Genomic DNA, 23589 nt, shown 5'->3' with positions numbered 1-23589 from the left:
GCGAGGTTCCAGGTCAGTCGTCCAAGCCCAGGTCGAGCACGCGGTCTTGCCAGTTGGCCCAGAGGTCCTTGAGGCGGATGGAGCCGCTGCTGATGCAGGATTCCAGATCCAGGCGCAGGCCGCGCAGATCGCCGCTCGGCAGCGGGGCGAGCTGGTCGATGAGGCGGTCGGCGGTCTCGGCCAGGGTCTGGACGGCTTCGCGCAGGGCGCGGGCGGTTTTGCGGGCTTGGGCCACATCGCCGTCGAGCGCGGCATGGGCTTGAGCGAGGTCGTCGCGCAGGGCGTCGTTCTCGCTGCGCAGGGTCTTGGTCTCTTCGGCGACGATGCGCTGGGTGTCGGTCCTGCGGCGGCGCAGTTCGTCCTTGAGCTTGCGCACCGGCATCAGTTCCACCTCGTCGAGGGTGAGTGTGGGGTGGGTGCCGTCGACGACCTTGGCGAGATCATCGCCGCTGATGCCCTGGATGAGGGAGAGGACCTTGCAGTATTGGTTGGCGGCCAAATGGCGCAAGGCGGGGTTTTCATCGACCGCATCTGCCACTTGGATCAAGCCATAGGCGGTGGAGCGGCTCAGACCTTGACGCTCCAAGAAATCGCGGAAGCGGAGGTCGTCAGCGTCGCAAAGGCCGCGGTACTTGCGCAGGATGGTCCCGTATTCGTAATGGGCATGGACGATCGCAGCGCGGGCGTCGTCGGCCTCACGCTCCAGGGTGGCCAGTTGCGCCTCGCGGCTGATCCATTCGCCGTCCATGGCCGCGGGGACCAAGTCCGTGCCGGGGCCGGCAGTTACCAGGGCGGTGCCGGTGCGCTCGATCTCGGCGATTGAGGCGTCCTCTTCGGCGCGGGTGCGCTCGGCATCGGTCAGGGGTTCGCGGGGGGTGCGACGCCGACCGCGGACGGGGCCGCTGAGATAGTTGGCCTTGAACGCCTCGCGATCGGCGGGGGCGTTGGGGTTATACCCTTGCTCCTGCATCTTGGTGCGCATCCACTCCGGCAGGATGCCGCCGTCGTAGACATTGGCGGGGTTCTCCGGATCGACATAGCGCGTGCGCAGGGCCGGCCCTTCGGGCAACGCGGTTCCGGCGCTGCCGGCGACGATCTCGCCGTCGATGATGCCGGCGTCGATGGCGGCCTGAGTGATGCTCATGCGGCTCTCCCGAGATAGGTGGTCAACAGGGCCGCGGTGCGCTGGCGGATGCGCTCGGCCGCGGTGGTGAGGACCGGGCCGATGGTCCAGCCGGCGGGGCTTTCATCGGCCTGGCGGGCAAGCGCCAGGTTCTTGAGACCCCGATAGCACTGGTCGCGGCTGTAACCGGTGCGCGCGGCCAGGGTGCTCGGGGTCTGCGGCTCGGGCCAGGTGTCGAGCAGGGCGCTGATGAGCGTCAGCACCACTTGCTGCGGCTCGCTCTGGTAGTCGCGGGCGGGGGGCGCGAGGTCGGTGGGGGTGTCGGTGGCCATCAGCGGTCCTCCGGCGCGGTCGCTGACTGGAGGTCTGCCTTATAGAGCGCGACCAGTCCGGTATAGGTTTCGATGAGTTCGCGGTCGAACGCGTCCAACTGGTCGAGCCAGCGGGCGGCGCCGGGGAGCGCGGGGTCGGTCTCGACCAGCACGCGGCTTTCGCGTTGGGCCAGCAGCCGCATGACATGCCGGGCGCCGATGGTGAACGCCGTCAGGGGGGCGTCCGTCATGGTGCGGCCTCCGGGGTCTCCACCACGACTTCAACCGCCCGCGTCAACGCCTGATCGGCGCGCAGCACGACGCGACGACGCGCCGGGACGCTGTAGGGCTGGCCGTTCGGACCCTGGCCAGTGCGGGCCGGGGTGTCCTTCGCCGACAGGATGCCGAGGCCCTTGATGCGCACGCGGCGGCCCTGGCCGAGTTCATCGCCGGCCAGCAGCGCCAGGGCGTCCAGGATCAGGTGCACGCGGGTGCGCGGGGTTTGGGTGATCTCGGCGAGTTGTTCGACGAGTTCGGTGTAGCCGAGCATGGGGGCCTTAGGGGTTGCCATCGGTGGTCTCCGGGCGACGGAACAGCGCGTTGTTGGTGTGGCGGATGTCGTCCGATTTGCCCCAGTCGCGCGAGTGGGCGCCGGGCGGCAGTTGGGTGGCAGCGCCCCCGGTGGCCGGCTGCGCTTTGAGGGTGGCGTCGGGCAGCGGCGCCAAGTCGCGCAGCGAGAAACCGGCCGGATAGCGCGGCCGGTAGTCGCGGAATGGCTGATCGACCGGGCTGGGGCCGTGGTGCAGGAAGTCCACGTTCGGCAGCAGGCAGAGGTTAGGCATGGGGAGCCTCCGGGGCGGCCGGACTGATGATCGAGAAGTCGAGCGGCACTTGCTGCCAGGGTTGGGTGGCGTCGGCCCGCTCGTAGGCGCGGAAGTAGGTGGTGCTGCCCTGGGCCTGGAGTGAGTCGCGGATGGCTTGCTGGGCGTTCTTCCAGCGCTGGTCGTCGATCTTGACGGCGACGAAGTCCAGCAACCGGGCGACGTTGAGTTGGCCGGTCTTGACGTTGCGACGGAAGGCACGGTCGACGATGGCGACCAAGGCCGGGCCGGCTTCGCGCGTCGCATCGGCCAGGTACTCACGCACCAGGGCCTCGGCGGCGTGGATCTGCTCACCGACCACGATGCGGTCGGCGCTGATGCGCTCGATCTTGGCGCGGCCGTTGTAACTGATCAGTACGCAGTTGCCGCTGGTGCCGGTGATGTCGACGTTGTAGTCGCTGGCGACCAGGGCGACATGCTCGGCCACCCGGCTGAGCAACTGCGCCTTGAGCGCGGCCAGGTCGGCATGGGCGGTGCGCACCTGGGCGATGAGGTCGGTGACCAGCGCATTGCGCAGGCGCTCGGCATCGGGGATGTTGCCCTCGAACACCAGGCGATCTTGCGCGTCGGCGAGGTAGCCGGCGGGGATGGCGGCCAGGGGCTGGACGGGGTTCTGGTCAGACATAGTGCGTTTCCTCAAGGCTGCTCAAGCAGCGGGTGTGATGGTCAACGGTGTGCGCGGCATGGGTGGCGACCGGGGTCACCAGCGCCGCCAGGTCGGGCCGGGCGCGCACCGCCCGGGCCAGTTGGCGCAGCGCGTGATTGACGCTGGCCAGTTCCTGGGCCAGGGAGCGGCGGCGCCACTGCGCCGAGGGGAGAAACGTGGTCATAGGCAACTGCTCATGCTCATGCTCAGGCTCAGGCTGAGGGGTTCGTGAAAGACGGCCGCGGTGCGGTCCGCCGGGTCGTGATGCGCGGCGCACCAGGCCACCAGGTGCCGCGCGGGATAGCGGACGTGCGTGCCGGCGCTGGTCTCGGTCAGCACTTGGCCGAGCGGGAAGCCGGGCACGGCGCGGCAGTCCGGCGGGATGATCAGCGTGAGGCCGGCGCCAAAGCCTTCGCAGCCGATGGCGATGCCGGCCAGGCGGATCAGGTCATCAATGGTCGTCATGGCGCGGCCTCGCCCCACAGGGTCTTGGTGAGTGCGGCGATGCGCGTCTCCAGATCGGCAATGGCCGCGGTGTGGGTGTTGGGGTTGTAGCGCTCCAGTTGGCGCAGGGCGGCGAGGTCGGCGCGCAACTCGCGCAGGTCGGCCACGGGCGCGGGCGGCGGCATGGCGCCGGGTGCTGGTGTGGCGGCGGCCAGGGCGGCCAGCGCGAGCGCGGCGGCCGGGTCCGCGGCCTTGGCGGCGGCCACCGTCTTGAGCCAGCCGAAGCCATCGGGCAACGGCACGCGCAGGGTGCCGGCTTGGTGCGCGTCGGCCGCGGCGTCCATGGCTAAGGCCCAGTGCGCGGGGGTAATCGGCAGCGGGCCGGCCGGACCGCGCACGGTGGGGGCGAGGATGAGGTCGACCAGTTCCCCGATCAGGCGCGCGGCCTTGGGCCAGTGCATGGTGTGCTCTACGGGCGCGTGCAGGTCCAGGTAGGGCAGCACGCGGGTGAGCAGCGCCGGGTGCGCGGCGAGGCGCGCGACCAGCAGGTCCCAGGCAGTGCGCGCGCCGTCGTGGGTCAGGAAGGCGCCGATGGGGGCGGCGCCGTGACAGCGCGGACAGGTGCCAATGAGGGGCGCCATCAGCCGATCCCCCGCAGGTGGCGATGTTCATCCTGATCGGCGCGCACCGCGTGACGGGCGCGGGTGAGGATGAACAACGCCAGGGCCAGCGGCGCGAGGCTCAGCAGCAGCCAAAGGGTGGCGCTCATGCCGCGGCCTCCCCGGTGTGCACTTGGGGCACAAAGACCCGGTTGATGACCGCGGTGATCAGGCGGAAGTCGCGGGCGAGCGTGGCGGCACGGCTGGGCGGCTGGGCGGGAGCGGCGGGCGCGGGGCGGGCCGGCCGCGTTGGCTGCCCATGCGCATCCATCCATGCCAGGCGGTAGTAGCGCGCGCCGATCGCTTTGATGGTCCGGTGGACGCCGGCCGCGGCCAGGGCGGCGACGATGGCCGGGCCGAAGGGCGATGCGCCGGTGGCCAGCACGGCCCGCAAGAGGGCGTCTTCGGCCGGGGTCCAAGGGTCCCCGCTGCTCTTCGTTGGGATGTTGATCTGACGTGCCCGCGCCATGATCGCCTTGCCGGTGCGGTCGTAGCCGGCGGCGAGCATGGCCGTCTTGGCGGTGCGCTCGGTGAGCGGCGCACCGGCAGACAGGGCGATGAGCACGGCGTCTTCTTGCGGGGTCCAGCGGGGCATGCGGTTCATGCGGCACCTCGGCGCGGCTCGGTCCAGGCGATCTGCACCGGGCCGAAGGCGGCGTGATAGTCGGCACTGTGGGCGTCCAGCCGCAGGGTGCCGGGCTGCAAGGTGAGCGCGGCCGGGCGGCGGTCGACGACGATGACCGGGCGCTGGTCGTGACAGTGCGCGGCCAGCAGGGTGCAGCCGGCGCGTGAGAGGGCGATGCAGGCCATGAGGCAGTCGGCCGCGGCGGGCGACAGCGGGGCGGCGGGGGTGGGAGCGGGGATCTGGCGCATGGGGGTGGTTCCGGTGGTGCGGTGGGTTAGTGGGTGGTTGCCGGGTGGCAGGTCTAGTCGCGAGGGCCCCAGGTCGCGCATTCATCCGCCGCGGCGTCGTCGTCCATGGGTTCGATGCTGGTCAGCCGGTTGAGCCACATCGGCAGGTACTGACCCCCCAGGGCGACGCAATCGCCCTCATCATCATCGAAGTGCTCGCAGTTGCCGCAGGTCTGGGGTTCGGTGGCCTCCTGAGTCAGCGCGTGGCAGGAAGCGATGTCGATGCCGGCCGCGGCCATCTGGTGCAGCAGGGCGGTGACCCACTCCATGAAGGGCTCCGCTTCGGGCTTGTCACTGCGCAGGACGGCCCGATACAGCCCCGCTTCGTCCAGGCACAGCATTTCCTGCGGTCCACCACGGGTGGGCACCAAGAAAGTGCGCTGGTGAATTGCAGGCACTGCGCGACAGGCGGCGTTCGCTGTGGCATGGCCGAGGATGTCGGCGATGTCCTTAGCGACAAACCAGAATGACGGGTCATCCATGATCGGGAGTACGCGCAGTTGATGCGTGTGGAACTCGAACAAACGAACAGGGGACGGGGACTGAGACATGGATTGCTCCGGGGTGGTGGTGGCTCAGTGGGCGAAGGGGTCGAGGGTGACCAGGCCGTTGCGCACGAGGGTCACCATGTCGTGATGTTCCTGGCTGAGGCTGGGGCAGAAGCCGGCGGCTTCGGCGCGGGCCAGCAGGTCGGCGACGAGGGGCTCGGGGAGGTCGGTCAAACGATGGATCTGGTTGGCGTCGAGATCCTTGCGGGCGAAGTGCAGGACGCTGGACAGGTGGGCATGGCCGTCGAGGGCGAGCGCCTGCGCGGCGCTCAGGCAGGCGGCGAGCCGGGCGCTTTCGGCGCGGGCGTTGCTGAGTTCTTGGTCGCGCTCGACGGCGTGCAGCCAGGCGGTCTTGGCCTCGCGCTTGGCGCGCTTTGCAGCCGCCTCGCGCCGCTCGGCCTGAGCGATGAGGGTGTTGGCGCGGTCTGCGATGGCTTCCAGATCGGCTTTACTGGTCTGGCCCTGGTAGCTGCCGGTGCGGCGGATTTGGGGGAGGACTTCGGCGGTGACCCACTCCATAAAAGGCTCCGCTTCGAGCTTGTCACTGCGCAGGACGGCCCGATACAGCCCGGCCTCGTCCAGGCACAGCATTTCTTGACTACCGCCAAGGGTAGGCACTGAGTGCCTACCCTTGTGGTGCTCGGGGACGATGCGGCAAACATCCTTTGCCGTGGTGAGTCCGAGGATATCGGCTACATCCTTGGCGACGACCCAGAATGAGCCGCCGTCCTCGGTCGGGATGACGCGCAGTTGATGTGTGTGGAACTCGAACAGGACAACAGAGGACGCAGACTGAGACATGGATTGCTCCAGGGTGGTGGTTAGGCCGCTTGGCGGCCAGGGAATGGACTTGGCGGGATGCCGGGGACAATGGTTATCTCCAGATCCCGCGTCAGGTCGGCGATGATTCGGTAGCTCAAGACCCCTCGACCAGTGGCGGAAGACTCGTTGAAAACCCGCCACATCACGCGTTGGACCGTGCCTGGTGAGTACCCGTTGGCCCGGGCCCAGCTAGAGAGGGTGTGCCCTCTGGAAAGCAGGGCAAGACGAAATTTGAGTGATGCGTTCAAGCTAGTTACTCTGTCTGACTTGCGGACATGTTAGTCCGTATTTCAGACAGAGGCAAGAGAAATGTCTGACATTCAGACTGATTTCGGGCGCCGTATTGCCCACTACAGAAAGAGTACGGGCAAGAGTCAGGTGGACTTCGCGCGAGACGTAGGTGTTAGCCGGAGCTACTTAGCGAATGTCGAGACCGGAGCGAACGAACCTTCTTTCAACTTTTTGGCGAGCGTGGTTGCAAGTACCTCGCTAAGCGCGGACTGGGTGATCACCGGTGTCGGTGATATGTCTCGCGGCCAATCCATTGCGTGCTCGGCGTTAATCGATCCTGCGTCGCTCGTAGACGATTTAGGGAAAATAGTCGCAACAGCCGAGCGCTTACGCAGCATTTTGTTGTCAAAAACTGTCTGCTAATCAGACACTGGAGGTGAGGCGGTGGGGTGGGATACGACTTCGGTTTTTCTGCAAAAAACCATTCTCTGTACGCGTCGGTGGCCATTGTTGCCGGTGCGCGACGACATCCTGGTGCTACATGCCGATGCGCCGGAGGGTGGCCGCATGGGGGCCCTGATCAGGGCTTGGCTACAGGGCATTGGCGTCGAACTGCCAAACCAGGGCGCGGCAGCGCAACGAGCCGCCCAGGCATGGCATGACTTGAAGCATTTGCCGCTAAATCGAGGGGCAAAAAATGTGGTGCTGGTGGTGCATCACAGCGAGCGGCTTGATGCTGTGGTGTTGGCCCGCATGAAAGCGGTTCGGGAAACTTGGGATTGGACTCCGGTCGTGGCGACCGTGGTGCTGGAAGGTGATCTCGCCGTGCTGGAGCCTCGCCTTGGGGGCATCGACGAGTTGCGGGGGCGTTACGACATCGTTCCAGAATTTGTCTTGCTGGACTAGCCGCCGTAAAGGGTACTCTCTCAGAGAGGGCCGTAGGTTGGGGTGACGAAGGAACCCCAACGACCAACGCTCAGCGGCCTCGCCCAGGGCCAAGGGGCGAATGAATTCGCCCCGACAGGCTTCCATGGGAAAAAGGACGGTCCGCCAACCATTGTGTCGGCACCGACCAAATGGTCCGCCGCTCCGCCAAAAATCCGCAATCAGTGACTTAGCGTCACGTCTTCAGGCGTCACGTGACTGACAGTCCAAACTGTTTGGACAACGCCCCGGTGAGGACCCTGGTCTCCCCGGCAGCCCTCGACCCGGCGACTGACAGTCCAAACTGTTTGGACAACGCCCCAAAAATCCGCAATCAGTGACTTAGCGTCATGTCTTCAGGCGTCACGTGACTGACAGTCCAAACTGTTTGGACAACGCCCGGCACCGCGTGCCACTAAGGACACTCCGCACGCGGGTGCCTGCCATGCTCGCGGCCATGGACCCGATACCCACCTTGTCTGAACTGGTGCCTCTGCTGTCTGAACGGCTGGGGTTGGCGGCGATCTTCGCCCTGGCGATCTATGCCGGGGTGGTGGTGGCGCGGGCGTATATCGCGTCGATGCGGGATATCGAACTGGCCCGCGTGGCGGTGCAGCAGACGCTGGCGGCGGCGATCCAGACGCAGGCCGGGGCGGTGGCTGAGCACGCGGCGGCGGATCGGGAGATGCGCCAAGCGGTGTCGGGGCTGGAGATTGTGGTCACGCGGGTGTCGCAGATGATCGAGAGCCAACGGGACAGTCAGCGGGGGAGTCATGGTTGAGCAGTATTTGATGGGGCGGCAGATCGCCGAGCGCGGCTGGATCATCGTGATCCTGGCCGACTTGGTGGTCGGGGCGGCCGATGCCGGGACGGTGCGCAATGCGATGCGCCAGTTGGGCGTGGCGATCGACGGGGTGCATTTCCGCAATCACTTGAGCTACCTGGAGGAGCGCGGGTATCTGCGCATCCAGCATCATGCGATCGGCCAGATCAGTAACGCCTTGCTGTCGATCACGGCCAATGGGCGCGACTTGCGCGCGGGGATCGTGAAGGATGCGGGGGTGGACCCGGACGTTGGCGGGGTCTAGCGATGTCCGAACAGCCGGGGCGCTATGAGGTCGCGGAGCGCGAACTGGCCTATCGGGCGTGGTGCGCGAGCGGCCAGAATCTGGCCGAGACGTTGCGCGTGCTCGAGCGCGAACACCAGTGGCCGCTGGCTAAGGCGACCTTGGCCGACTGGCGCGATACGCTGGGCTGGGTGGCGCGGGCGGCGGCCGATGCGGCCGAGGCAACGCGGCAGGCGCGGGCGGCGAGTCTGGACCGGGCGGCGAGCCTGGCCAGTCTGGACTTGCAAATCCAGCGCTATGAGGCGGCCTTTGCCGCGGCGGCGGCGGCCGGCGAGGTGCCGGACCCGCGCTCCATGAACGCCTTTGCCAACCTGATGCGGCTGCGGTTGATGACGCAGCGCGAGCTGGAAGGCGGCGCGGGGCTCGATAAGCTGAGCCTGGCGATGGAGGTGCTACGCACGGTGTCGGAGTTGATCCGCACCGACTATCCGCAGCACGCGGGGGTGTGGCTGGAGGTGTTGGAGCCGGCCGGGCAGCGGTTGGCGGCGCAGTATGGCTAAGCGGGCGGCGAGCGGCGTTCAGCGGGAATGGCTGGACGAGTTGGCGGCCTATGCGGCGGGGCTGCGGGATCAGATTGAATTGGAGTGCGTGGGCTTCGCCCCAGGGGCGGAGGCTGCGACGACGCGGCGGGCGCGGGCGCGCACCGACTTCGGCTACTTCTGCCGGACCTATCTCCCCCACTATTACCAGCCGGATGGCCGCGAGGTCGCCCCCTCGACCTTGCAGGCGCATTTGTTCGCGCGGCTGCCGGACCTGGCGACCAATGGCGCCGGGGATCATGACGCGATTGCCGCGCCCCGCGGCGAGACCAAGAGCACGACGTGCGCCTTGGCGTTGCCCTTGTGGTGCATCGTCTACGCCCTGAAGCGCTACCCGATTCTGTTCTCGGATACCTACCGCCAGGCGGCGGAACAACTGGCCGCGCTGCAAGCGGAGTTGGAGGCGAACCCGCGTCTGAAGGCGGACTTTCCGCAGGCGGTGGGCCGCGGGCGGGTGTGGAAGGAAGGGGTGATTGTCACCACGGGGAATGTGAAGGTGCAGGCGTTCGGCGCCGGACAGCGGGTGCGCGGGTTGCGCCATGGACCGCACCGGCCGGACTTGTGCGTGCTCGATGACCTGGAGAATGACGAGAACGTGCGCTCGCCGGAGCAACGGGATCGGCTGGACGCTTGGCTGAATCGCACGGTGCTGCCGTTGGGGCCGCCCGATGGGTCGATGGATGTGCTGTATATCGGCACCGTGCTGCATTACGACGCGGTGTTGGCGCGGGTGTTGCGCTCGCCGCTGTGGAGCGGACGGCACTTCCGCAGCCTGATCCAGGTGCCGGACCGGCTGGACCTCTGGGAGCAGTGGGAGCTGGTGTTGCGCGAGCATGGGCCGACCGCGGCGCGGGCCTTCTACGAGGCGAGCCGGGACGCGATGGAGGCCGGGGCGGTGGTGTCGTGGCCGGCGGTGCGGCCGTTGTATGCGCTGATGTTGATCCGCGCCCAGAACCGCGATGCCTTCGAGAGTGAGCATCAAAACGAGCCGGTGAGCGGCGAGGCGAATCCGTTTGCCGAGGCGTTGCAGTATTGGGCGCAGGTGCCCACGGGCTGCGAGTGCTTTGGCGCCTGCGATCCGAGCCTGGGGCGGCTGAACCGCCGCGGGGACCCGAGCGCGCTGGTGGTGGGGGCCTTTCATCGGCCGTCCGGGCGGCTGTTTGTGCTGGAGGCCAGTGTGCGGCGGCGGACCCCGGACCGGATAATCTCGGACATCATCGCGTTGCAGCGGCAGCATCACTGCCGGTTGTGGGCGGTGGAGTCCGTCCAATTTCAAGAGTTTCTGCGCACCGAGTTGGTGAGCCGTTCGGCTGCCGCGGGGGTGCCGGTGCCAGCGCGCGGGGTGCTGCCGCACGCCGATAAGGGGCTGCGGATCGAGGCGTTGCAGCCGCACTGCCAGAACGGGTTGATCCTGCTGCGGCCGGATCAGCGCGAGTTGATCGAGCAGTTGCGGCATTACCCGGATGCCGATCATGACGACGGGCCGGATGCGCTGGCGATGTTGTGGGATTTGTGCCTGGCGGGGTCTAGGCATACCTATTCACCGATGCGGTTGTTGGGGTTGTAACGAATCATGGCGCTGACGGATACCCAACGCCTGGACGCCTATCGCGGTGCCGGCGGCTATGCGGACGGCACGTATCTGGTGCGCCATCCACGCGAGACCGATGACAAGTTTCAGCGGCGCCAGGCGCTGGCCCGGTATCTGAACTACCCGCGCAAGATCATCGACGCCTACCGCGGGACGCTGTTCGCGCGGCCGGCGCAACGCAGTGGCGAGGCGGCGGCCTGGCAGGCGCTGCAAGTCAATGCCGATGGGCGCGGCGGGCAGATCGATGATGTGATGCGCCGCGCGACGCTGCTCGCCATGCTGTTGGGGACGGTCTATCTGGTGGTGGACCGGCCGGCCGGGGCCTCGGTGACGCGGGCGGATGATGCCGGGCGGATGCCCTATGTGGTGTTGCGGCTGCCGGGGTCGGTGGCCCGGTTGACGCTGGGACCGCTGGGAGAGATTACGCAGATCGTCTTTGCCGAGTCCGGCGCGGACGGGGTGAGTTACGGGACGGGGGTGACGACCGAGACCACGCTGCGCTATCGCGGCTGGGACGCGACGCGCTGGTGGGTGGCCGAGGATGTGGAGGGCCAGACGCTGCTGACGGACCAGGCGACCGGCGCACCACTGACCGGTGAGCATGGGTGCGGCCAGGTGCCGGTGGTGCGGTTGCACTCCACGGAACTGCTGGAACTGACCGATGAGCGGGCGGCGCCGTGGGCGGAGGGGGTGATCGCGCTCACCGACGACCTATTCAATCTATGGAGTGAGCAGCGGGACCTGCTGCGGTCGCAGACCTTCAGCATCCTCACCCTGCCCTTCAAGGATCCGGGCGAGGTCGACCGCTTGCGCGAGTCGGGTCTGACGCTGTCGACCGAGAACGCCCTGCCCTACTCCAGCGACGGCGGCGGCCAGCCGGCCTATGTGGCGCCGCCCGATGGGCCGGTGACGGCGTATCGGGAGACGATTCGGGACTGTGTGGCGCGGCTCTATGAGCTGGCGAATTTGGAATTTACCGGGGGCGTGCAGTCCTCGGGGGTGGCGTTGGGCTTCCACCTGCGGGCGGCGGACGACACCTTGAGCCTGCTTGCGCAGGCGCTGGAGGCGGCCGAGATCGCGTGCGGTCGGCTGGCCTGTGGGTGGATGCGGGTCGACCCTGGCACCGATCTGCGGGTGGTCTATCCACGGGCCTTCCAGGTGCAGGATTTGGCCGCGCGGTTGGCCGAGGATATGGATGCGCTGACGCTGGGGCTGGGGGCGACGACCGAGCGGTTGATCCGCGGCCGGGCGGCGCGGCGGGTGCTGGGGGATGCGGCCTCGCCCGATGATTATGCGCGGATCGATGATGAACAGGCGGCGGGGGCCGATCCGTATGGGGATCGGGTGGCCGCGGAGGTGGGGGCGTGAGCGAGCCGGCGATCCGCAAGATCACTCCGCAGATGATCCCCGGCGAGATCGACCGGATCAAGCAGGAGCGGCGTGAGGGGTTCAGCGGGCTGCTTGCCGCGCAGGAGGCAGCGCAACGGCTGCGGAAGATCGAGCAGTTGCAGTACGAGGCCGAGACGCATCTGTGCGCGGCGCAGGCGTGCTTTGATGCGATCGCGCTGCTGACATGATGGACGCGGCTGGCCCCCCTCCCCCCCCGGACCCCACGGCGACGCTGGGGCAGTGGAATTATTGGCTCGCGCAGGGGCGCGATGCGGCAGAGACCGCGCGGCGCCTCGCCCTGGTGCCCGCGTGCTATCGCGAGCAGGTCGCGGCTCATCTGCGGGTGGTGGTGCGGCATCGTGGCGACTGATTGGGCGGCGGTGCAGCGGGCGCTGTGGGCCGCGGTGCAGGCCCATGATGCGCGCCTGGGCGAGACGGCCGCCGACTATGCGGCGGCGATTGCCGAGGCGGTGCGGGCCGGCGGGGTGATCTTGGATGCGGCGGGCGCCCAATTTGTGAGTGACTATCTGGATGCGGCCGAGGCGCTGATCCGCGAAGGCATCGCCGCGGCGGTGCAGCCGGTGGCCGCGACCGTGCCGGCGGAGCTGCGTTCCGCGCTGATCGCCGAGCGCACGGCCGCGGCCTATGCCCAGCGCTGGCCGGATGGGTTGACGCTGAGCCAGCGGGTGTGGGCCTGGCAGGAGCAGACCCGCGCCGGGGTGAGCGCGGCGGTGGCGGCCGGGGTGCGCACCGGGCGGGCCGCCGACGCGGTGGTGATGGACATGCAGCGGGCGATCGAGGCGGCCTCTGGCGAGCGCTTTACCATCGCCCAGCAGGCGCGCGAGGATTGGGCGGACCGGCTACGCCAGGCGGCGCGGGGCAGCATCAAGACACCGGGGGCGATGGCGCACTGGGTCAAGACGGTGAAGGAGGCCGAGGAACACGTCGCCTCCTTGCGCGTGGGCGGGACGCGGCGCCAAGCCGAACATGCCCTGGCCAGTATCCGCCAGGCGGTGGCCGCGGGGCGGCTGGACCTGGTGGACAAGCATCTGGAATGGTGGCTGTACGATCGGCAGTTGTACGGGCTACGGCGCATCGCCCGCACCGAGATGTCCACCGCGCATCATCAGGCGGTGATCGCGGTGTCCGAGGAGGACCCGGAGGTGCTGGGGTATCGGTGGCGGCTGTCGGCCAGTCACCCGGTGGCGGATATCTGCGACTATTACGCGGACGTGGATTTCGGGATGGGGGCGGGGGTGTGGCCCAAGGAGCAGGTGCCGAAGGGCAAGGCGCATCCGCACTGCGTGCTAGGAGATACCCGGATTCAGGTCCCTGGCCGGATCGTCGCCGCAACCAAGTCGGGCTATCAAGGCCGGGTCATTGAAATTGTGTTGGCCGATGGACGCGGCCTTGCCTGTACCCCGAATCACGCGGTATTGACTGCGCGGGGGTGGGTTGCGGCGCAGTTCATCCGCCAGAGCGATCAGGTAGTCACGGCAGGCGTCGCGCAGCCCGGAACGCCGTACCAGGATCACGACGACATGCCACCCAGCGTCGAGCAGGTATTTCTGGCGCTCCTCAAAACGGGCGGCGTGTCGGCCGTAACTGTGCCAGTTGCCGCCGAACACTTCCACGGCGATGGGGGGGGCATGAATGGCGAGGTCCACATTGTAGATGTGGACGGCCTTCTGTTGAGTGAGATCGAGGCCCGCCTCCCGCAGCATTGTCGCGAGCTGATCCTCGGCGGGGGCGATGCCTGCGGGTCTGCGCTCCTTGGCGAGCGCGTTGGCGACGCGATGCGCCACGCTCTTGGGCTTGCCGCGGACGGCGGCGTGGGCAGGGGCAGTGAGGCGCTGACGAAACTCCCGGCTGGTGCCGGACATCCAGAGCCTTTGACTTTCGGTCAGCGGTCTGACGGCGATGCCGCGCGCGCGCAGTCGGTGCGTGATGATGGAGCGGGATATCCCGGTTTCGTGAGCCAGGCGGTTGACCGAGGTGCCGGCCTGGTAGCGCTGCACGAGGTCGTCGAGATTCGGGATAAAGAGTTCGCGGGGCATGTCTATGACCTGGAGATCGACCGGCATCATTGGTATGCGGCAAACGGTATTGTGGCACACAACTGCATGTGCTCCTTGACCCCCACCACGCGGCCGATGCGCAAGGATGGGGTGCGGGGGGCGACGGATGTGGCCGACTTCATGGAGCGGGTGACACCGGCCCAGCGGGAGGCGATGACGCCGCGCTGGGCGCGGGACTTGAACGCGGCGGGGATGCCGTGGGCGCAGATGCAGCGGGCGGATGGGCGTTGGTTGGCCGGCAAGGAGGATCTGCGCACCGCCCTGGGGCCGGAGCGGTTTGACGCGGTGCAGGCGGTGGGGTCGGCGCTACGGGAACCCCGGTGGCCGACCCAGGATGTGAGTCTGACCGGCGGGAAGTGGCGGCGCAACGCGGCGTTGCTGGCACCCCATGCACAGGTGCCGGAGGTGGCGGGCTTTCTGGCACGCACCCAGGCCAGCGCCGGCAAGGGCATCGACTCGCGTGAACTACACTATCTATTGAGACGCTACGGGGCGGGCTGGCCGTTGCAGGCGCCGGCTGATCTGGATGTCGCTTATGCGGGGGTGCTGAGTGACGCGGCGGCCGTGGTGATCCGCGATCCGCAAGGCGGCACGCGCTACAGCGTATACTCCAAGCAACTGGGGCGGGTGGCAGTGGTGGAGAGTAGCGGTCGGCGGGTGACGGTGTTCCCGCCGGATCAACAGTATTTAGAGCGCATGGGGGAACCAGCGTGGACGATCAGCAAGCTCTCCGGACGCGGACCTATAACGTCTGGGTAATGGACGCGACACCCGTTGGCGCCGAGGCCCGAACGGAACGTGAGTGGCTGTCCGGGTTGATGCTCAGTGATCAGGAACGCGCGGATTGTGATGAGTTGGACGGCATCCTGATCGAGCAGACGCTGGCCGGTGCGGTGCTGCCGGAGCTGTTGGCCGATCTGCCGGCCGAACCCCTGGATCATTGGTGGTGGCACCTGGGCGCGATCCGGGACCGCAGCTACCCGGCTGATCGCTTGCCCGCGTCGGTGCGGGCGATCTATCTCGACCGTTCCGCAGCGTAGGTTGGGGTGAGCCCCGTAGGCTGGGGTGAGGAACGAACCCCAGCATTCCCGGCTGTACCGACACATCAAGACCGGGAAAATCTACCGCTGGCTCGCGGCTGGAGTGGATTGCACCAACAGTCGAGACGGAACAGCGGTGGCGATCTACTGCCCAGCCGACGATGAGCACACGATTTACGTGCGGGCCCGCGGGGAGTTTGATGTCAAGTTTGAGCCTTGGTTATCTGGAGACTAAGCCGCCACCTAGCGGCATCGCCGGCCGCACAGCGTTGGGGTTCCTTCGTCACCCCAACCTACACCACTGAGGCACCTTAGCCTTCTTGCGCAAGGCGGTGCCAGCCGTCCGGCGACCCATCGCACCGGCGCAGCAGCCAGCGCCTTAAATCGCCTCCTACGCGCTCGCCCTGCCGCGACGCTGATCCGCCGCGTTTCCCCCCGCTGACCGGTCCAGCCGCGTCGCGTGCCACTAAGGACACCGCGTGCGCCCGCGTGCGGAAGAATGCCGCCGTGGCCTCGGGCGGTCCGGGGTTTCTGGTGAGCAGTGAGAAAATAGAAGTGAGAAGTGAGAGGGTGCCTCCCCTCTTCTCACTTCTCGCTCCTCACTTCTCGCTTCTCATCTATAGAGTGGAGCGCATCCCATGGCTGAGCCGCAAGGCACCCCAAGTCCCGAATCCCCTCCGGCCGCGGCGCCTCCGGCCGCGGCCGCCGCGGCTGCCGCACTGGTCTCGGTGGAGGCGCTGCGCGCACAACTGGCCGCGGAGTTCGCCGCGGGGCTGAAGGCGGCGACCGGGCATGAGTCCCTCTCTGCCCTGAAGGCGGCGCAAGATCAAGCGGCGGCCGACAAGCTGGCCGAACAGGGGCAGTTCAAGCAACTCGCCGAACAGGCCCAGGCGCAACTCGGCGAGGTCAAGGCGGCCTATCACGCCGAGCGGATTCGCGGGGCGGTGCTGGCGGCGGCGACCGACGCGATCGATCCGGAGACGGTGCGGGCGCTCCTGGCCGGCGAGGCCCAGGTGGGCAGCGATGGCACGGTGACGATCGGCGGCCAGACGCCGGCCGCGGCGGTGGCCGCGCTGTTGGCGGCCAAGCCCTTCCTGGCGCGGCCGGCCGGGTCGGCGGGGTCGGGCTCGGCGGGGGCGGCCGGGGCGGCGGGGCCGAGCCGGGCGCCGGTGCGGTCGGACTATCCGTCCGCGATCGAGTTCAGCAAGGCCGCGGCCAAGCACGCGGCACAGCAGGGGTAAGCCATGGCGATCGGTGTCGCAAGTAATTTTCAGATCTACAACGCACAGTTCTGGGGCGGGTTCACCGAGGAGCTGGCGCAGTCCACGGCCCCGCTGACCGGCGCCGGCATCCGGGTGACGGCGCGGCCGGTGGCGGGTCATTACGAGTTGCAGAGTTTCGTGAAGGCGATTGCCGGGCTGGTGTCGCGGCGCGATATCACCAGCGTGGCGGCGGCGACCGACACCGCGCTGACGATGGGCGAGAACGCGAGCGTGAAGCTGTCGCGCAAGATCGGCCCGGTGGCGCAGGCGGTGGATGCGTTGCGCAAGGCGGCGCTGCCCTTTGTGGCGGACTGGGACGCGACCGGCGAGCAGGGGCTGAGCCGGTATCTGGGCGGGCAGATCGCCAAGGCGCAGGCGATCGATATGCTGGATGCGGCGCTGCTGGCGCTGCGCACGTTTTTGGAGAACGCCAACACCAACAGCAACCGTCATGTGATCGCGACCAACGGCACCATGACCAACGCGGCCTTGGTGACGGCGCTGGGGCTGCTGGGCGATGCCAGTCAGCAGGTCGCGGCCTGGGTGATGCACAGCAAGGTCTACTTCGATTTGCTGGCGCTGCAAACGGCACTGGCGACCGGCGGGACGGATATGGCGTTCGGCACCATGATGTCGGGCACGCCGATCTCGCTCAATCGCCCGATTCTGGTGAGCGATTCGGCATCGTTGGTGGTGACCGGCAGCCCGAACCTGTACCGCACGCTGGGGCTGGTGGACGGCGCCGCGGAGCTGGTGACCAGCGAGGAACAGACGCTGGTGAGCGATCTGGTGACCGGCCTGGAACAGTTGGTGGTGCGGTTGCAGGGCGAGTTCGCCTACAACCTGGGGGTGAAGGGCGCGACCTGGGATATGGCCAACGGCGGCGCCAACCCGAATCCGACCGCGCTGGGCACGGCGACCAACTGGGACATGGTGGCGACCGACAAGCGCGAGCTGGCCGGTGTGGTGATTATTTCGGGTTAACGGGGGCTGCGATGAGCGAGACGCTGCTGATTTATGCGCCCACGGGCGCGCTGGCGGAGGCCGAGCGGGTGGCGGGCGAGACCCGTGCCGCCGGGCGGCACGCGCTGGTGCGGGGGTTGGAGTTGCTGACCCCCGACCAGGCCGAGCCGTGCACCGCGGTGCGGCTGCTGGGGGCGCGCTCGCCCGCGGACGTGGAGCAGGTGCGCGCGGCGTATCCGCAGACCCCGATCGAGGTGGTGGTGGGACCGGTCGCGGCGGGTGGTGCTGCCGCGACTGCCACGGATGGCCCTATTCTTCATGACCCAAAGGCCTCGGAGCGGCCACTGAATGGCCCCGGCCGCCCGTCGCGGCGGCCGGGCGGCGGGCGCGATCCGGCGGCGGCGTCATGAGCGGAGGATTCAAGGTCGAGGTGTCGCCGGCGCTGGCCGCGCTGCTCGGGCAGCCGCAAGCGCTGGTGCAACGCGCCGGGCGGCTGGCGGTGTTGCGGGCGGCGGAGTCGTATGCGGATGATATTCACGATTGGGTGCGGGCCGGCCGGGCCTATACCGACCGCACCGGGCACTTGACGCAGGAAACGGACTGGCACCCGACGGGCGATGGCGCGCTGATCTATTCCAATAAGGAATACGCGCGGTACGTGGAGTTCGGGACCGCGGCGCATGTGATTGCGCCCAAGCCGGGGCGCCAGGCATTGCGGTTTTTCACCGGTGGACCGGGCGGCGGGCAGGTGATCCGCCGTGCCGTCACGCATCCGGGCACCAAGCCGCGGCCGTTCTTCTTTGCCGACGCAGCCGCACGCGAGGCGCGGATGCTGGATGAGGGGCGCAAGGCGGTGGCTGAGGTGGTGCTGGGCGCGAGCAGTGAGAAGTGAGAAGGGAGAAGTGAGAAGTGAGAAGACACCCTCTCACTTCTCACTTCTATTTTCTCACTGCTCACCAGGAGAACGGGTGATGTTTCGGTTTTCGCAACAGTCCTATGACCGGCTGCGCGGGGTGCGCCCGGAGTTGATCGCGGTGGCAACGCGCGCGCTGGCGTTGTCGACGGTGGATTTCGGGATCTCGGAGGGGCTGCGCACCAAGGAACGGCAGGCGGCGCTGGTGCGTCAGGGGGCGAGCCAGACCCTGCGCTCGCGGCATCTGACCGGCCATGCGATCGATGTGGTGGCCTATGTGGAGGGCGCGGTGCGCTGGGATTGGCCGTTGTATGAGCAGTTGGCGGTGGTGTTCAAGCAGGCGGCGGCGGAGTTGCGGGTGCCCCTGGAGTGGGGCGGCGACTGGGCCAGTCTGCGCGATGGGCCGCATTACCAGTTGCCGTGGGCGCGGTATCCCTGATGGCGCTCTATGCGACGGTGGAGGATTGCCGGGACCCGCTGGTAAGCGTGGGGGAAGCGGATTTGTTGGCCGCCGACCGGGCGGTGGAGGCGCTGCTGCGCAATCTGGGGATTGATCCGGCGGCGGTGGTGGACGCGGCCGGGCGGGCGCTGTTGCAGGATTTGGCGGTGGCCGAGGCGACCGCGACGGCCGCCACGGGCGCCGCGGTGGAGAGTGATAGCCCGCTGTGGGCGAAGGCCGCGGCCTACCGGGCACAGGCCAAGGTGCTGGCCGCGCGGTGCAACCGCGAGGCGCTCGGGGTGGCCGCGCTGGGGTCCGGGGCGGCGGGTTACGCCAGCATCACGCTGGGGCGGGGCTGAGCATGGCGCAGGTACGCATTCCGCTGCCGACCGGCTGGAGCGCGGACTTAGGCCCGGCCCGGCTGAGTGTGCGGCTGGTGGATGCCAGCGGGGCGCAGGTGCTGGGGTTCGCCGGGACGGGGTTGCGCACCGAGTATGCGGACCTGGCCATGAGCGCGGAGGTGGTGCTGGACCTCACTCCCACGGCGCAGTTGGCGCTGCCGGACGGGGCGCCGACTTGGTACGCCCTGACGCTGGCGACGCGGGCGGTGGCGACGCGCTATCGCATCCAGGTGGCGGATGTGCCCCAGGTGCAGGAGTTGCGTGACCTGGTGGGGGCGGCGGGGATTGACCCGGCCGAGCTCCTGGGGCCATGGCGCGCGCAGACCATCGCCCTGGCGATCGCGCTGGGCTGAGACAACACCCATGAAAACCCTGTTCGACCATGCCGGTGGGACCTACACCTTCGACCCCGCGGCCGGCACCATTACCTTCACCGGCGTCGTGCCGACGCTGCCGGAAGTGCTGCTGATCACCGATGTGAGCGCCGGGCTGCTGCTGTACAGCTTCGCCGATCCGGCGCTGGGCGGGACCCTGGCGGAGGGGGTGCTGACGCTGGCCGCCGACACCAGCGGGCTGCTGGCGACCGATGCCCTGCAGATCTGGGTCGACCTGCCGCGGCCGGCGGCGAGCGCGCAGGAGACCCAGGGCCTGGACCCGGCCTATGTGCTCGATACCAATCTGGCCGAGGTGTTCGGCAGCCAGCCGCTGGCGGACAACGGCACGCTGGCGACGACGATGGCGCTCAAGCGCTGGGCGCCGGTGCGCGGCAACCTGATGGGCGTGGGCAACGAGGTGCGCATCGCGTGCGCGGGGGCCAATACGGTCGGGGTGCAAGTGGTCGGCACGTTCGCCGGCACCCTGACGTTCCAGGGGTCGGTCAATGGCATGGACTGGGGCAGCGTGGTCGCCCTGCCAGTGATTGGCGGCTCGGGGGTCACGACGGCGACCGTGGTCGGCCAGTGGGTGATCAACTGCGCGGGCCTCGCCGCGGTGCGTGCGCTGCTGACGGCCTGGACCTCGGGCGCGGCGCTGCTGACGCTGACGGCCGATGCCGCGGCGCCGATGGTGGTCGCCTTTCCGGCCTCGCAAGTGACCGCCGACAGTCAATTACCCACCATCTTCGGCGCCACCGGGCTGTTTGCTCCGGCGCTCACCGATGCGCCGGTCGCGCGCGTGGCGCCGCTGACCGCCCCGGCGCAGCCGACCACGTTCGTCACCCCGCTGGCGGCGGCCTGGCCGCAGCGGCTGCGCCGGCTGCGGGTGGAGATCGGCGGTTCCCAGGGGCTGGCGTTGGCGCAGGAGCCGTATACCAATCGGCTGGAGGTGGCCACTCCGGAGGTGTTCTCGCTGCTGGAGCAGCTCCTGATGGAAGTGCGGGTCACCAATCAACTGCTGGCGCGAGCCGGCGATCTGTCGCTGCCCCACGGGGCCGACGAAGTCTGTTAGGAGCACGACATGCTGGCTGAAATCACCACCGGGGTGGTCACGCGGGGCGATGGGGCGGTGGGCGGGGCGCGCGCCACCCGGCTGGGGGCGCTGGTGACCGCCAAAGGCCAGGGCGACTTTACCGAGGCGGCGCTGCGCGCGCGGATGTTCGATCTGGTCACGCCGGTGGCCGGGGTGGCGCCCGGCACGGTGTTGAGCACCACGCCGCCGCTGACGCTGTGGAATCCGCCCAGCAGCGGCACGCTGGTGGCGGTGCTCAAGAGTTATCTGGGGTACATTTCCGGCACGCTGGGCGGCGGGAGCGTCGTCTATGCGGTGGTGCCGGCGCAGATGACGGTGCCGACCACCGGCACCGAGTTGGTGCCGCAGTGTTCGTTGGTCGGCGCCCCGCGCGGGGTGGCCCGCGGGTTCACCGGAAGCACGCTGGTGGCGATACCGACGCTGTTGCGCCCGGCCTATGTGTTGGGCGCCTTTGCGGCAGCGACGGCGGTCGCGCCCGATCCGGCGCTCGATCTGGTGCATGGGGCGATTGTGCTGCCGCCGGGCACCTGCTTGTGTCTGCAAGGGGTGGCGGCGGCCGGCACCACGCCGTTGATGCTGCTGTCGCTGGCGTACGAAGAGCTGCCGCTGTAACCGGGGCCGCGGATGAGTGCCCCGTTTTTTGACCTCGCGGTGATTGCCGCGGCACTGGCGCCGCTGCGCGACACCGGTCTGGTGCGCGACCTGCGCTTGCTCGGGTCGGCCGAGCGTGCCGACCCGGCCAGTGGGGTGCGGCAGCCGCCGAGTGTGCTGATCGTGCCGGAGCGCACGGTGTGCACCGGCCCGGAGGGGATCGGGCGGGGCCGCACGCTGACCGAGACGATCGGCATCCTGGTGCAGGTGCGCAATCTCGACAGCGACGACGCGGCGGCGGCGACGGCGATCGGCGCGATCCGCGCGGCGGTGTGGACGGCGCTGGAAGGCCAGCGCCTGGCGCCGCCGACCTGGGGGCCGCTGCGCTATCAGGGGGGGCAGATGATCGCGATTGCCGAGGGGCTGTTTACCTGGATGGACCGCTATGACACGGCGGCCCCGGTGAGTGTTTTGTAACTGGAGTGATGCCGCTATGACTGAGGTGTTCCGCGCGCTGCTGCCGATCCATGCGCAGGGCCAAGACTACGCGCCCGGCGCGGCGGTGCCGATCGAGCCGCCGTGGCAGGCGCTGTTGTTGGCGCAGGGGGCGATCGCGCCGCTGGAGGACGCCGACGAACCCGCGGCGGCGGCCAAACGCCGGCCCGGCGCACGGGCGCCGCTCGACCCCACTCCCACTCCTACCCCAGCACCGCCGGAGGGCTAAGCCATGCCACAAGCATCGGGTACCAATGTTGTTGTCAATGTCTATCACGAGGCGACTTGGGGGTCGCCGGACGCGACCGGGCGCAAGGTGGTGGTGAATAGCGTGGCGCTGGATGCCAGCGTGGAGTTGATCAAGAGCGAGGCGTTGCGCGGCGGGCGCGGCAGCATCCGCGGGGCGCGCGGGAATGTGAAGGCCGACGGCAGCATCAAGACGGAACTCGCCCCAACGGTGGTGGGGTTTTGGCTGAAGCACCTGCTGGGCGCGCCGGTGACGACCGGGGCGGGGCCCTATGTGCATACGTTCGTGCCGGGGACGCTGCCGGCGGGATTTTCGGTGGAGAAGGATTGGCGCACCGATATCACCAGCAAGGTGGAGCTGTTCAAGGGCTGCCGGCTGAACGCGGCGACCTTCACCTTTCCGCAGGCGGGCTTTGTGACGGCCGACCTGGAAGTGATGGGCCGCGAGCGCACGATTGCCACCACCCCGCGCGATGCCGCGGCGGTGGAGCCGGGCACCGGGCACGCCGGGTTTACCTCGCTGGAGGCGAGCTTGAAGCAGGGCGGGTCGGTGCTGGCGGCGGCGATGGAGGGGTCGCTGAAGGTCGAGAATAATCTGTCGGGCGATGTCTACACGCTGAGCCTGGCCGGCAAGCGCTATGCGCTGGCCTCCGGGCGGTGCGCGATTTCGGGCAGCGTGAAGGTGGTGTTCGATGCCTTTACGCTCGTTGACCTGGCGGATGCCGCGACCGATACGACCGTGGAGTTTGTGCTGACGCGCGGCACCGGGGCCGGGTCGGCGGGCAATGAGATGCTGACGTTCACGGTGACCCACTGCGAGCTGATGCCGACCTCGGTGCCGGTGGATACCGAGGCGGGGATTATCGCGACCTTTGAGTTTGTGGCGTTTTCCAGCGCTGCAGATCCGGGGTTGTCGGTGGTGTTGAAGAACGCCGTGGCCGCGGCGAGCCTGTGAATAGTAGTGAGAAGTGAGAAGTGAGAAGTGAGAGGGTGCCTCGCTCGCTTCTTGCTTCTCGCTTCTCGTTTCTCACTTCTCGCTTCTCGTTTCTCGTTTCTCGCTTCTCTTTTCTCGTCACTGGAGTGCACACATGATTCGTCTCTCTCCCCGCGCCCGGCCCGAAGCCTGGACGACGATTGATATCAACCTGGACGGCACGCCGACCCCGCTGCGGGTGCGCTACTGGCTGCTGACGCCGGTGGCGGCGGCCGAGTTCGCGGCCGAGCGGCTGAAGGGGTTTGCCGCGCTGAAGGCCGAGACGCCCGAGGGGCTGGATTTCCTCCTGCATGAACTGGCGCCCGATCAACTGGCGACGGTGCGCGCGCTGCTCCTGGAGCGCGTGATCGACTGGGACCTGGTGGATGCCGACACCGGCGAGGCGCTGGCGCTGACGCCGGAGAGCCTGAGCGCGGTGCTGGATCATGGGGCGTTCTTCCGGCCGCTGTTTCAGGGGCTGCTGGATGCCTCGAGCGGGGCGGCCCGAAAAAACGCCTAGACTGGCTGCGCTGGTGGCTGGATGCCGACCGGCGCAGTCGCTATAGCGCGCACG

Annotated in this window: 38 protein-coding genes; 24 read left to right on the top strand and 14 right to left on the bottom strand. The window is 68.4% G+C overall.

All coding sequences use genetic code 11. The annotated features are described in order from the left end of the window. Window positions 1–13: 13 nt before the first annotated feature. From A39O_RS42200 to A39O_RS36700, 14 genes are read right to left on the bottom strand one after another with little or no spacing between them, the layout of a single operon-like run. Window positions 14–1144 (bottom strand): hypothetical protein, encoded by a 1131-nt coding sequence (locus tag A39O_RS42200; protein WP_020505681.1) that lies wholly within the window; start codon window positions 1142–1144, stop codon window positions 14–16. Further along, window positions 1141–1455 carry a hypothetical protein gene (locus tag A39O_RS0116020; protein ID WP_020505680.1) on the bottom strand — a complete coding sequence of 105 codons (315 nt, stop codon included), beginning with the start codon at window positions 1453–1455 and terminating at the stop codon, window positions 1141–1143. Before A39O_RS0116020 ends, A39O_RS42200 begins: the two co-directional genes overlap by 4 nt. Beyond that, window positions 1455–1685 (bottom strand): hypothetical protein, encoded by a 231-nt coding sequence (locus A39O_RS0116015; RefSeq protein ID WP_020505679.1) that lies wholly within the window; start codon window positions 1683–1685, stop codon window positions 1455–1457. The genes A39O_RS0116020 and A39O_RS0116015 overlap by 1 nt, the downstream gene beginning before the upstream one ends. Further along, on the bottom strand, window positions 1682–2005 hold the full coding sequence (locus tag A39O_RS33800) for an HU family DNA-binding protein (protein ID WP_083924710.1): 324 nt from the start codon (window positions 2003–2005) through the stop codon (window positions 1682–1684). Before A39O_RS33800 ends, A39O_RS0116015 begins: the two co-directional genes overlap by 4 nt. After that, window positions 1992–2276, bottom strand: a complete 285-nt coding sequence (locus tag A39O_RS0116005) for a hypothetical protein (RefSeq protein ID WP_020505677.1) — start codon at window positions 2274–2276, stop codon at window positions 1992–1994. Before A39O_RS0116005 ends, A39O_RS33800 begins: the two co-directional genes overlap by 14 nt. Next, the gene (locus A39O_RS0116000) at window positions 2269–2940 is read right to left on the bottom strand and encodes a DUF3164 family protein (RefSeq protein WP_020505676.1); all 672 of its coding nucleotides are present in this window, start codon (window positions 2938–2940) and stop codon (window positions 2269–2271) included. Before A39O_RS0116000 ends, A39O_RS0116005 begins: the two co-directional genes overlap by 8 nt. Further along, on the bottom strand, window positions 2933–3145 hold the full coding sequence (locus tag A39O_RS0115995; protein WP_020505675.1) for a hypothetical protein: 213 nt from the start codon (window positions 3143–3145) through the stop codon (window positions 2933–2935). The genes A39O_RS0116000 and A39O_RS0115995 overlap by 8 nt, the downstream gene beginning before the upstream one ends. After that, window positions 3142–3426 (bottom strand): hypothetical protein, encoded by a 285-nt coding sequence (locus tag A39O_RS0115990; RefSeq protein WP_020505674.1) that lies wholly within the window; start codon window positions 3424–3426, stop codon window positions 3142–3144. Before A39O_RS0115990 ends, A39O_RS0115995 begins: the two co-directional genes overlap by 4 nt. After that, on the bottom strand, window positions 3423–4046 hold the full coding sequence (locus A39O_RS36710; protein ID WP_020505673.1) for a hypothetical protein: 624 nt from the start codon (window positions 4044–4046) through the stop codon (window positions 3423–3425). The genes A39O_RS0115990 and A39O_RS36710 overlap by 4 nt, the downstream gene beginning before the upstream one ends. Continuing rightward, complete coding sequence (locus A39O_RS43150; RefSeq protein ID WP_020505672.1) at window positions 4046–4174, bottom strand: hypothetical protein; 129 nt, start codon at window positions 4172–4174, stop codon at window positions 4046–4048. Before A39O_RS43150 ends, A39O_RS36710 begins: the two co-directional genes overlap by 1 nt. Next, a complete protein-coding gene (locus tag A39O_RS0115975; RefSeq protein WP_020505671.1) occupies window positions 4171–4668 on the bottom strand; it encodes a hypothetical protein in 498 nt (165 codons plus the stop codon). Before A39O_RS0115975 ends, A39O_RS43150 begins: the two co-directional genes overlap by 4 nt. Further along, the gene (locus tag A39O_RS0115970; protein WP_020505670.1) at window positions 4665–4937 is read right to left on the bottom strand and encodes a hypothetical protein; all 273 of its coding nucleotides are present in this window, start codon (window positions 4935–4937) and stop codon (window positions 4665–4667) included. Before A39O_RS0115970 ends, A39O_RS0115975 begins: the two co-directional genes overlap by 4 nt. A 53-nt stretch (window positions 4938–4990) precedes the next feature. Beyond that, on the bottom strand, window positions 4991–5527 hold the full coding sequence (locus A39O_RS36705) for a BRO-N domain-containing protein (protein WP_083924709.1): 537 nt from the start codon (window positions 5525–5527) through the stop codon (window positions 4991–4993). Between the two features lie 24 nt (window positions 5528–5551). Next, the gene (locus A39O_RS36700) at window positions 5552–6325 is read right to left on the bottom strand and encodes a BRO-N domain-containing protein (RefSeq protein ID WP_083924708.1); all 774 of its coding nucleotides are present in this window, start codon (window positions 6323–6325) and stop codon (window positions 5552–5554) included. A 330-nt stretch (window positions 6326–6655) separates the two neighbouring features. On the opposite strand from A39O_RS36700, the gene A39O_RS38600 reads away from it, so the two are divergent. The 24 genes from A39O_RS38600 (at window position 6656) to A39O_RS0115845 (ending at window position 23535) form a co-directional block, all read left to right on the top strand. Then, on the top strand, window positions 6656–7000 hold the full coding sequence (locus A39O_RS38600) for a helix-turn-helix domain-containing protein (RefSeq protein ID WP_040527969.1): 345 nt from the start codon (window positions 6656–6658) through the stop codon (window positions 6998–7000). Between the two features lie 21 nt (window positions 7001–7021). Then, a complete protein-coding gene (locus tag A39O_RS0115955) occupies window positions 7022–7483 on the top strand; it encodes a hypothetical protein (protein ID WP_157640181.1) in 462 nt (153 codons plus the stop codon). A gap of 475 nt (window positions 7484–7958) precedes the next feature. Further along, a complete protein-coding gene (locus A39O_RS0115950) occupies window positions 7959–8282 on the top strand; it encodes a hypothetical protein (protein ID WP_211211611.1) in 324 nt (107 codons plus the stop codon). Further along, window positions 8275–8589 (top strand): hypothetical protein, encoded by a 315-nt coding sequence (locus tag A39O_RS0115945; protein WP_020505665.1) that lies wholly within the window; start codon window positions 8275–8277, stop codon window positions 8587–8589. Before A39O_RS0115950 ends, A39O_RS0115945 begins: the two co-directional genes overlap by 8 nt. 2 nt (window positions 8590–8591) lie before the next feature. After that, window positions 8592–9128 carry a hypothetical protein gene (locus A39O_RS0115940; protein WP_020505664.1) on the top strand — a complete coding sequence of 179 codons (537 nt, stop codon included), beginning with the start codon at window positions 8592–8594 and terminating at the stop codon, window positions 9126–9128. Continuing rightward, the gene (gene terL / locus A39O_RS0115935; RefSeq protein WP_020505663.1) at window positions 9121–10734 is read left to right on the top strand and encodes a phage terminase large subunit; all 1614 of its coding nucleotides are present in this window, start codon (window positions 9121–9123) and stop codon (window positions 10732–10734) included. The genes A39O_RS0115940 and terL overlap by 8 nt, the downstream gene beginning before the upstream one ends. Before the next feature lie 6 nt (window positions 10735–10740). Continuing rightward, window positions 10741–12126, top strand: a complete 1386-nt coding sequence (locus A39O_RS0115930) for a hypothetical protein (protein ID WP_020505662.1) — start codon at window positions 10741–10743, stop codon at window positions 12124–12126. Beyond that, window positions 12123–12335, top strand: a complete 213-nt coding sequence (locus tag A39O_RS0115925) for a hypothetical protein (RefSeq protein ID WP_020505661.1) — start codon at window positions 12123–12125, stop codon at window positions 12333–12335. Before A39O_RS0115930 ends, A39O_RS0115925 begins: the two co-directional genes overlap by 4 nt. Further along, window positions 12335–12517 carry a hypothetical protein gene (locus tag A39O_RS40870; RefSeq protein WP_020505660.1) on the top strand — a complete coding sequence of 61 codons (183 nt, stop codon included), beginning with the start codon at window positions 12335–12337 and terminating at the stop codon, window positions 12515–12517. Before A39O_RS0115925 ends, A39O_RS40870 begins: the two co-directional genes overlap by 1 nt. Beyond that, window positions 12507–14984 carry a Hint domain-containing protein gene (locus A39O_RS0115915; RefSeq protein WP_020505659.1) on the top strand — a complete coding sequence of 826 codons (2478 nt, stop codon included), beginning with the start codon at window positions 12507–12509 and terminating at the stop codon, window positions 14982–14984. The genes A39O_RS40870 and A39O_RS0115915 overlap by 11 nt, the downstream gene beginning before the upstream one ends. Next, the gene (locus A39O_RS0115910) at window positions 14984–15265 is read left to right on the top strand and encodes a hypothetical protein (protein WP_020505658.1); all 282 of its coding nucleotides are present in this window, start codon (window positions 14984–14986) and stop codon (window positions 15263–15265) included. Before A39O_RS0115915 ends, A39O_RS0115910 begins: the two co-directional genes overlap by 1 nt. Before the next feature lie 638 nt (window positions 15266–15903). Continuing rightward, window positions 15904–16506, top strand: a complete 603-nt coding sequence (locus tag A39O_RS0115905) for a hypothetical protein (protein WP_020505657.1) — start codon at window positions 15904–15906, stop codon at window positions 16504–16506. A 3-nt stretch (window positions 16507–16509) separates the two neighbouring features. Further along, window positions 16510–17511 (top strand): major capsid protein, encoded by a 1002-nt coding sequence (locus tag A39O_RS0115900; protein ID WP_020505656.1) that lies wholly within the window; start codon window positions 16510–16512, stop codon window positions 17509–17511. 11 nt (window positions 17512–17522) lie between these two features. Beyond that, the gene (locus A39O_RS0115895) at window positions 17523–17900 is read left to right on the top strand and encodes a hypothetical protein (RefSeq protein WP_020505655.1); all 378 of its coding nucleotides are present in this window, start codon (window positions 17523–17525) and stop codon (window positions 17898–17900) included. Further along, the gene (locus tag A39O_RS0115890; RefSeq protein WP_020505654.1) at window positions 17897–18382 is read left to right on the top strand and encodes a hypothetical protein; all 486 of its coding nucleotides are present in this window, start codon (window positions 17897–17899) and stop codon (window positions 18380–18382) included. Before A39O_RS0115895 ends, A39O_RS0115890 begins: the two co-directional genes overlap by 4 nt. A 79-nt stretch (window positions 18383–18461) precedes the next feature. After that, complete coding sequence (locus A39O_RS0115885; RefSeq protein WP_020505653.1) at window positions 18462–18842, top strand: M15 family metallopeptidase; 381 nt, start codon at window positions 18462–18464, stop codon at window positions 18840–18842. After that, on the top strand, window positions 18824–19201 hold the full coding sequence (locus A39O_RS0115880; protein WP_169338451.1) for a hypothetical protein: 378 nt from the start codon (window positions 18824–18826) through the stop codon (window positions 19199–19201). Before A39O_RS0115885 ends, A39O_RS0115880 begins: the two co-directional genes overlap by 19 nt. Before the next feature lie 2 nt (window positions 19202–19203). Next, complete coding sequence (locus A39O_RS0115875; protein WP_020505651.1) at window positions 19204–19596, top strand: hypothetical protein; 393 nt, start codon at window positions 19204–19206, stop codon at window positions 19594–19596. A gap of 10 nt (window positions 19597–19606) precedes the next feature. Then, a complete protein-coding gene (locus tag A39O_RS0115870; protein ID WP_020505650.1) occupies window positions 19607–20689 on the top strand; it encodes a hypothetical protein in 1083 nt (360 codons plus the stop codon). 9 nt (window positions 20690–20698) lie between these two features. After that, window positions 20699–21322, top strand: coding sequence for a hypothetical protein (locus tag A39O_RS0115865; RefSeq protein ID WP_020505649.1), 624 nt, complete (start codon window positions 20699–20701; stop codon window positions 21320–21322). 12 nt (window positions 21323–21334) lie between these two features. Then, window positions 21335–21778 carry a phage tail terminator protein gene (locus A39O_RS0115860; protein ID WP_020505648.1) on the top strand — a complete coding sequence of 148 codons (444 nt, stop codon included), beginning with the start codon at window positions 21335–21337 and terminating at the stop codon, window positions 21776–21778. A 16-nt stretch (window positions 21779–21794) separates the two neighbouring features. Continuing rightward, window positions 21795–22025, top strand: coding sequence for a hypothetical protein (locus A39O_RS0115855; protein ID WP_020505647.1), 231 nt, complete (start codon window positions 21795–21797; stop codon window positions 22023–22025). 3 nt (window positions 22026–22028) lie between these two features. After that, window positions 22029–22997, top strand: a complete 969-nt coding sequence (locus A39O_RS0115850) for a phage tail tube protein (RefSeq protein WP_020505646.1) — start codon at window positions 22029–22031, stop codon at window positions 22995–22997. A 133-nt stretch (window positions 22998–23130) separates the two neighbouring features. Further along, a complete protein-coding gene (locus A39O_RS0115845; protein WP_020505645.1) occupies window positions 23131–23535 on the top strand; it encodes a hypothetical protein in 405 nt (134 codons plus the stop codon). Window positions 23536–23589: the final 54 nt, after the last annotated feature.

Origin of the sequence: Lamprocystis purpurea DSM 4197 (assembly GCF_000379525.1) — a bacterium.
Taxonomy (GTDB): Bacteria; Pseudomonadota; Gammaproteobacteria; order Chromatiales; family Chromatiaceae; genus Thiodictyon; species Thiodictyon purpureum.
The sequence above is the reverse complement of the archived record's forward strand: the minus strand, read 5'-3'. Positions and strand labels throughout refer to the sequence as shown.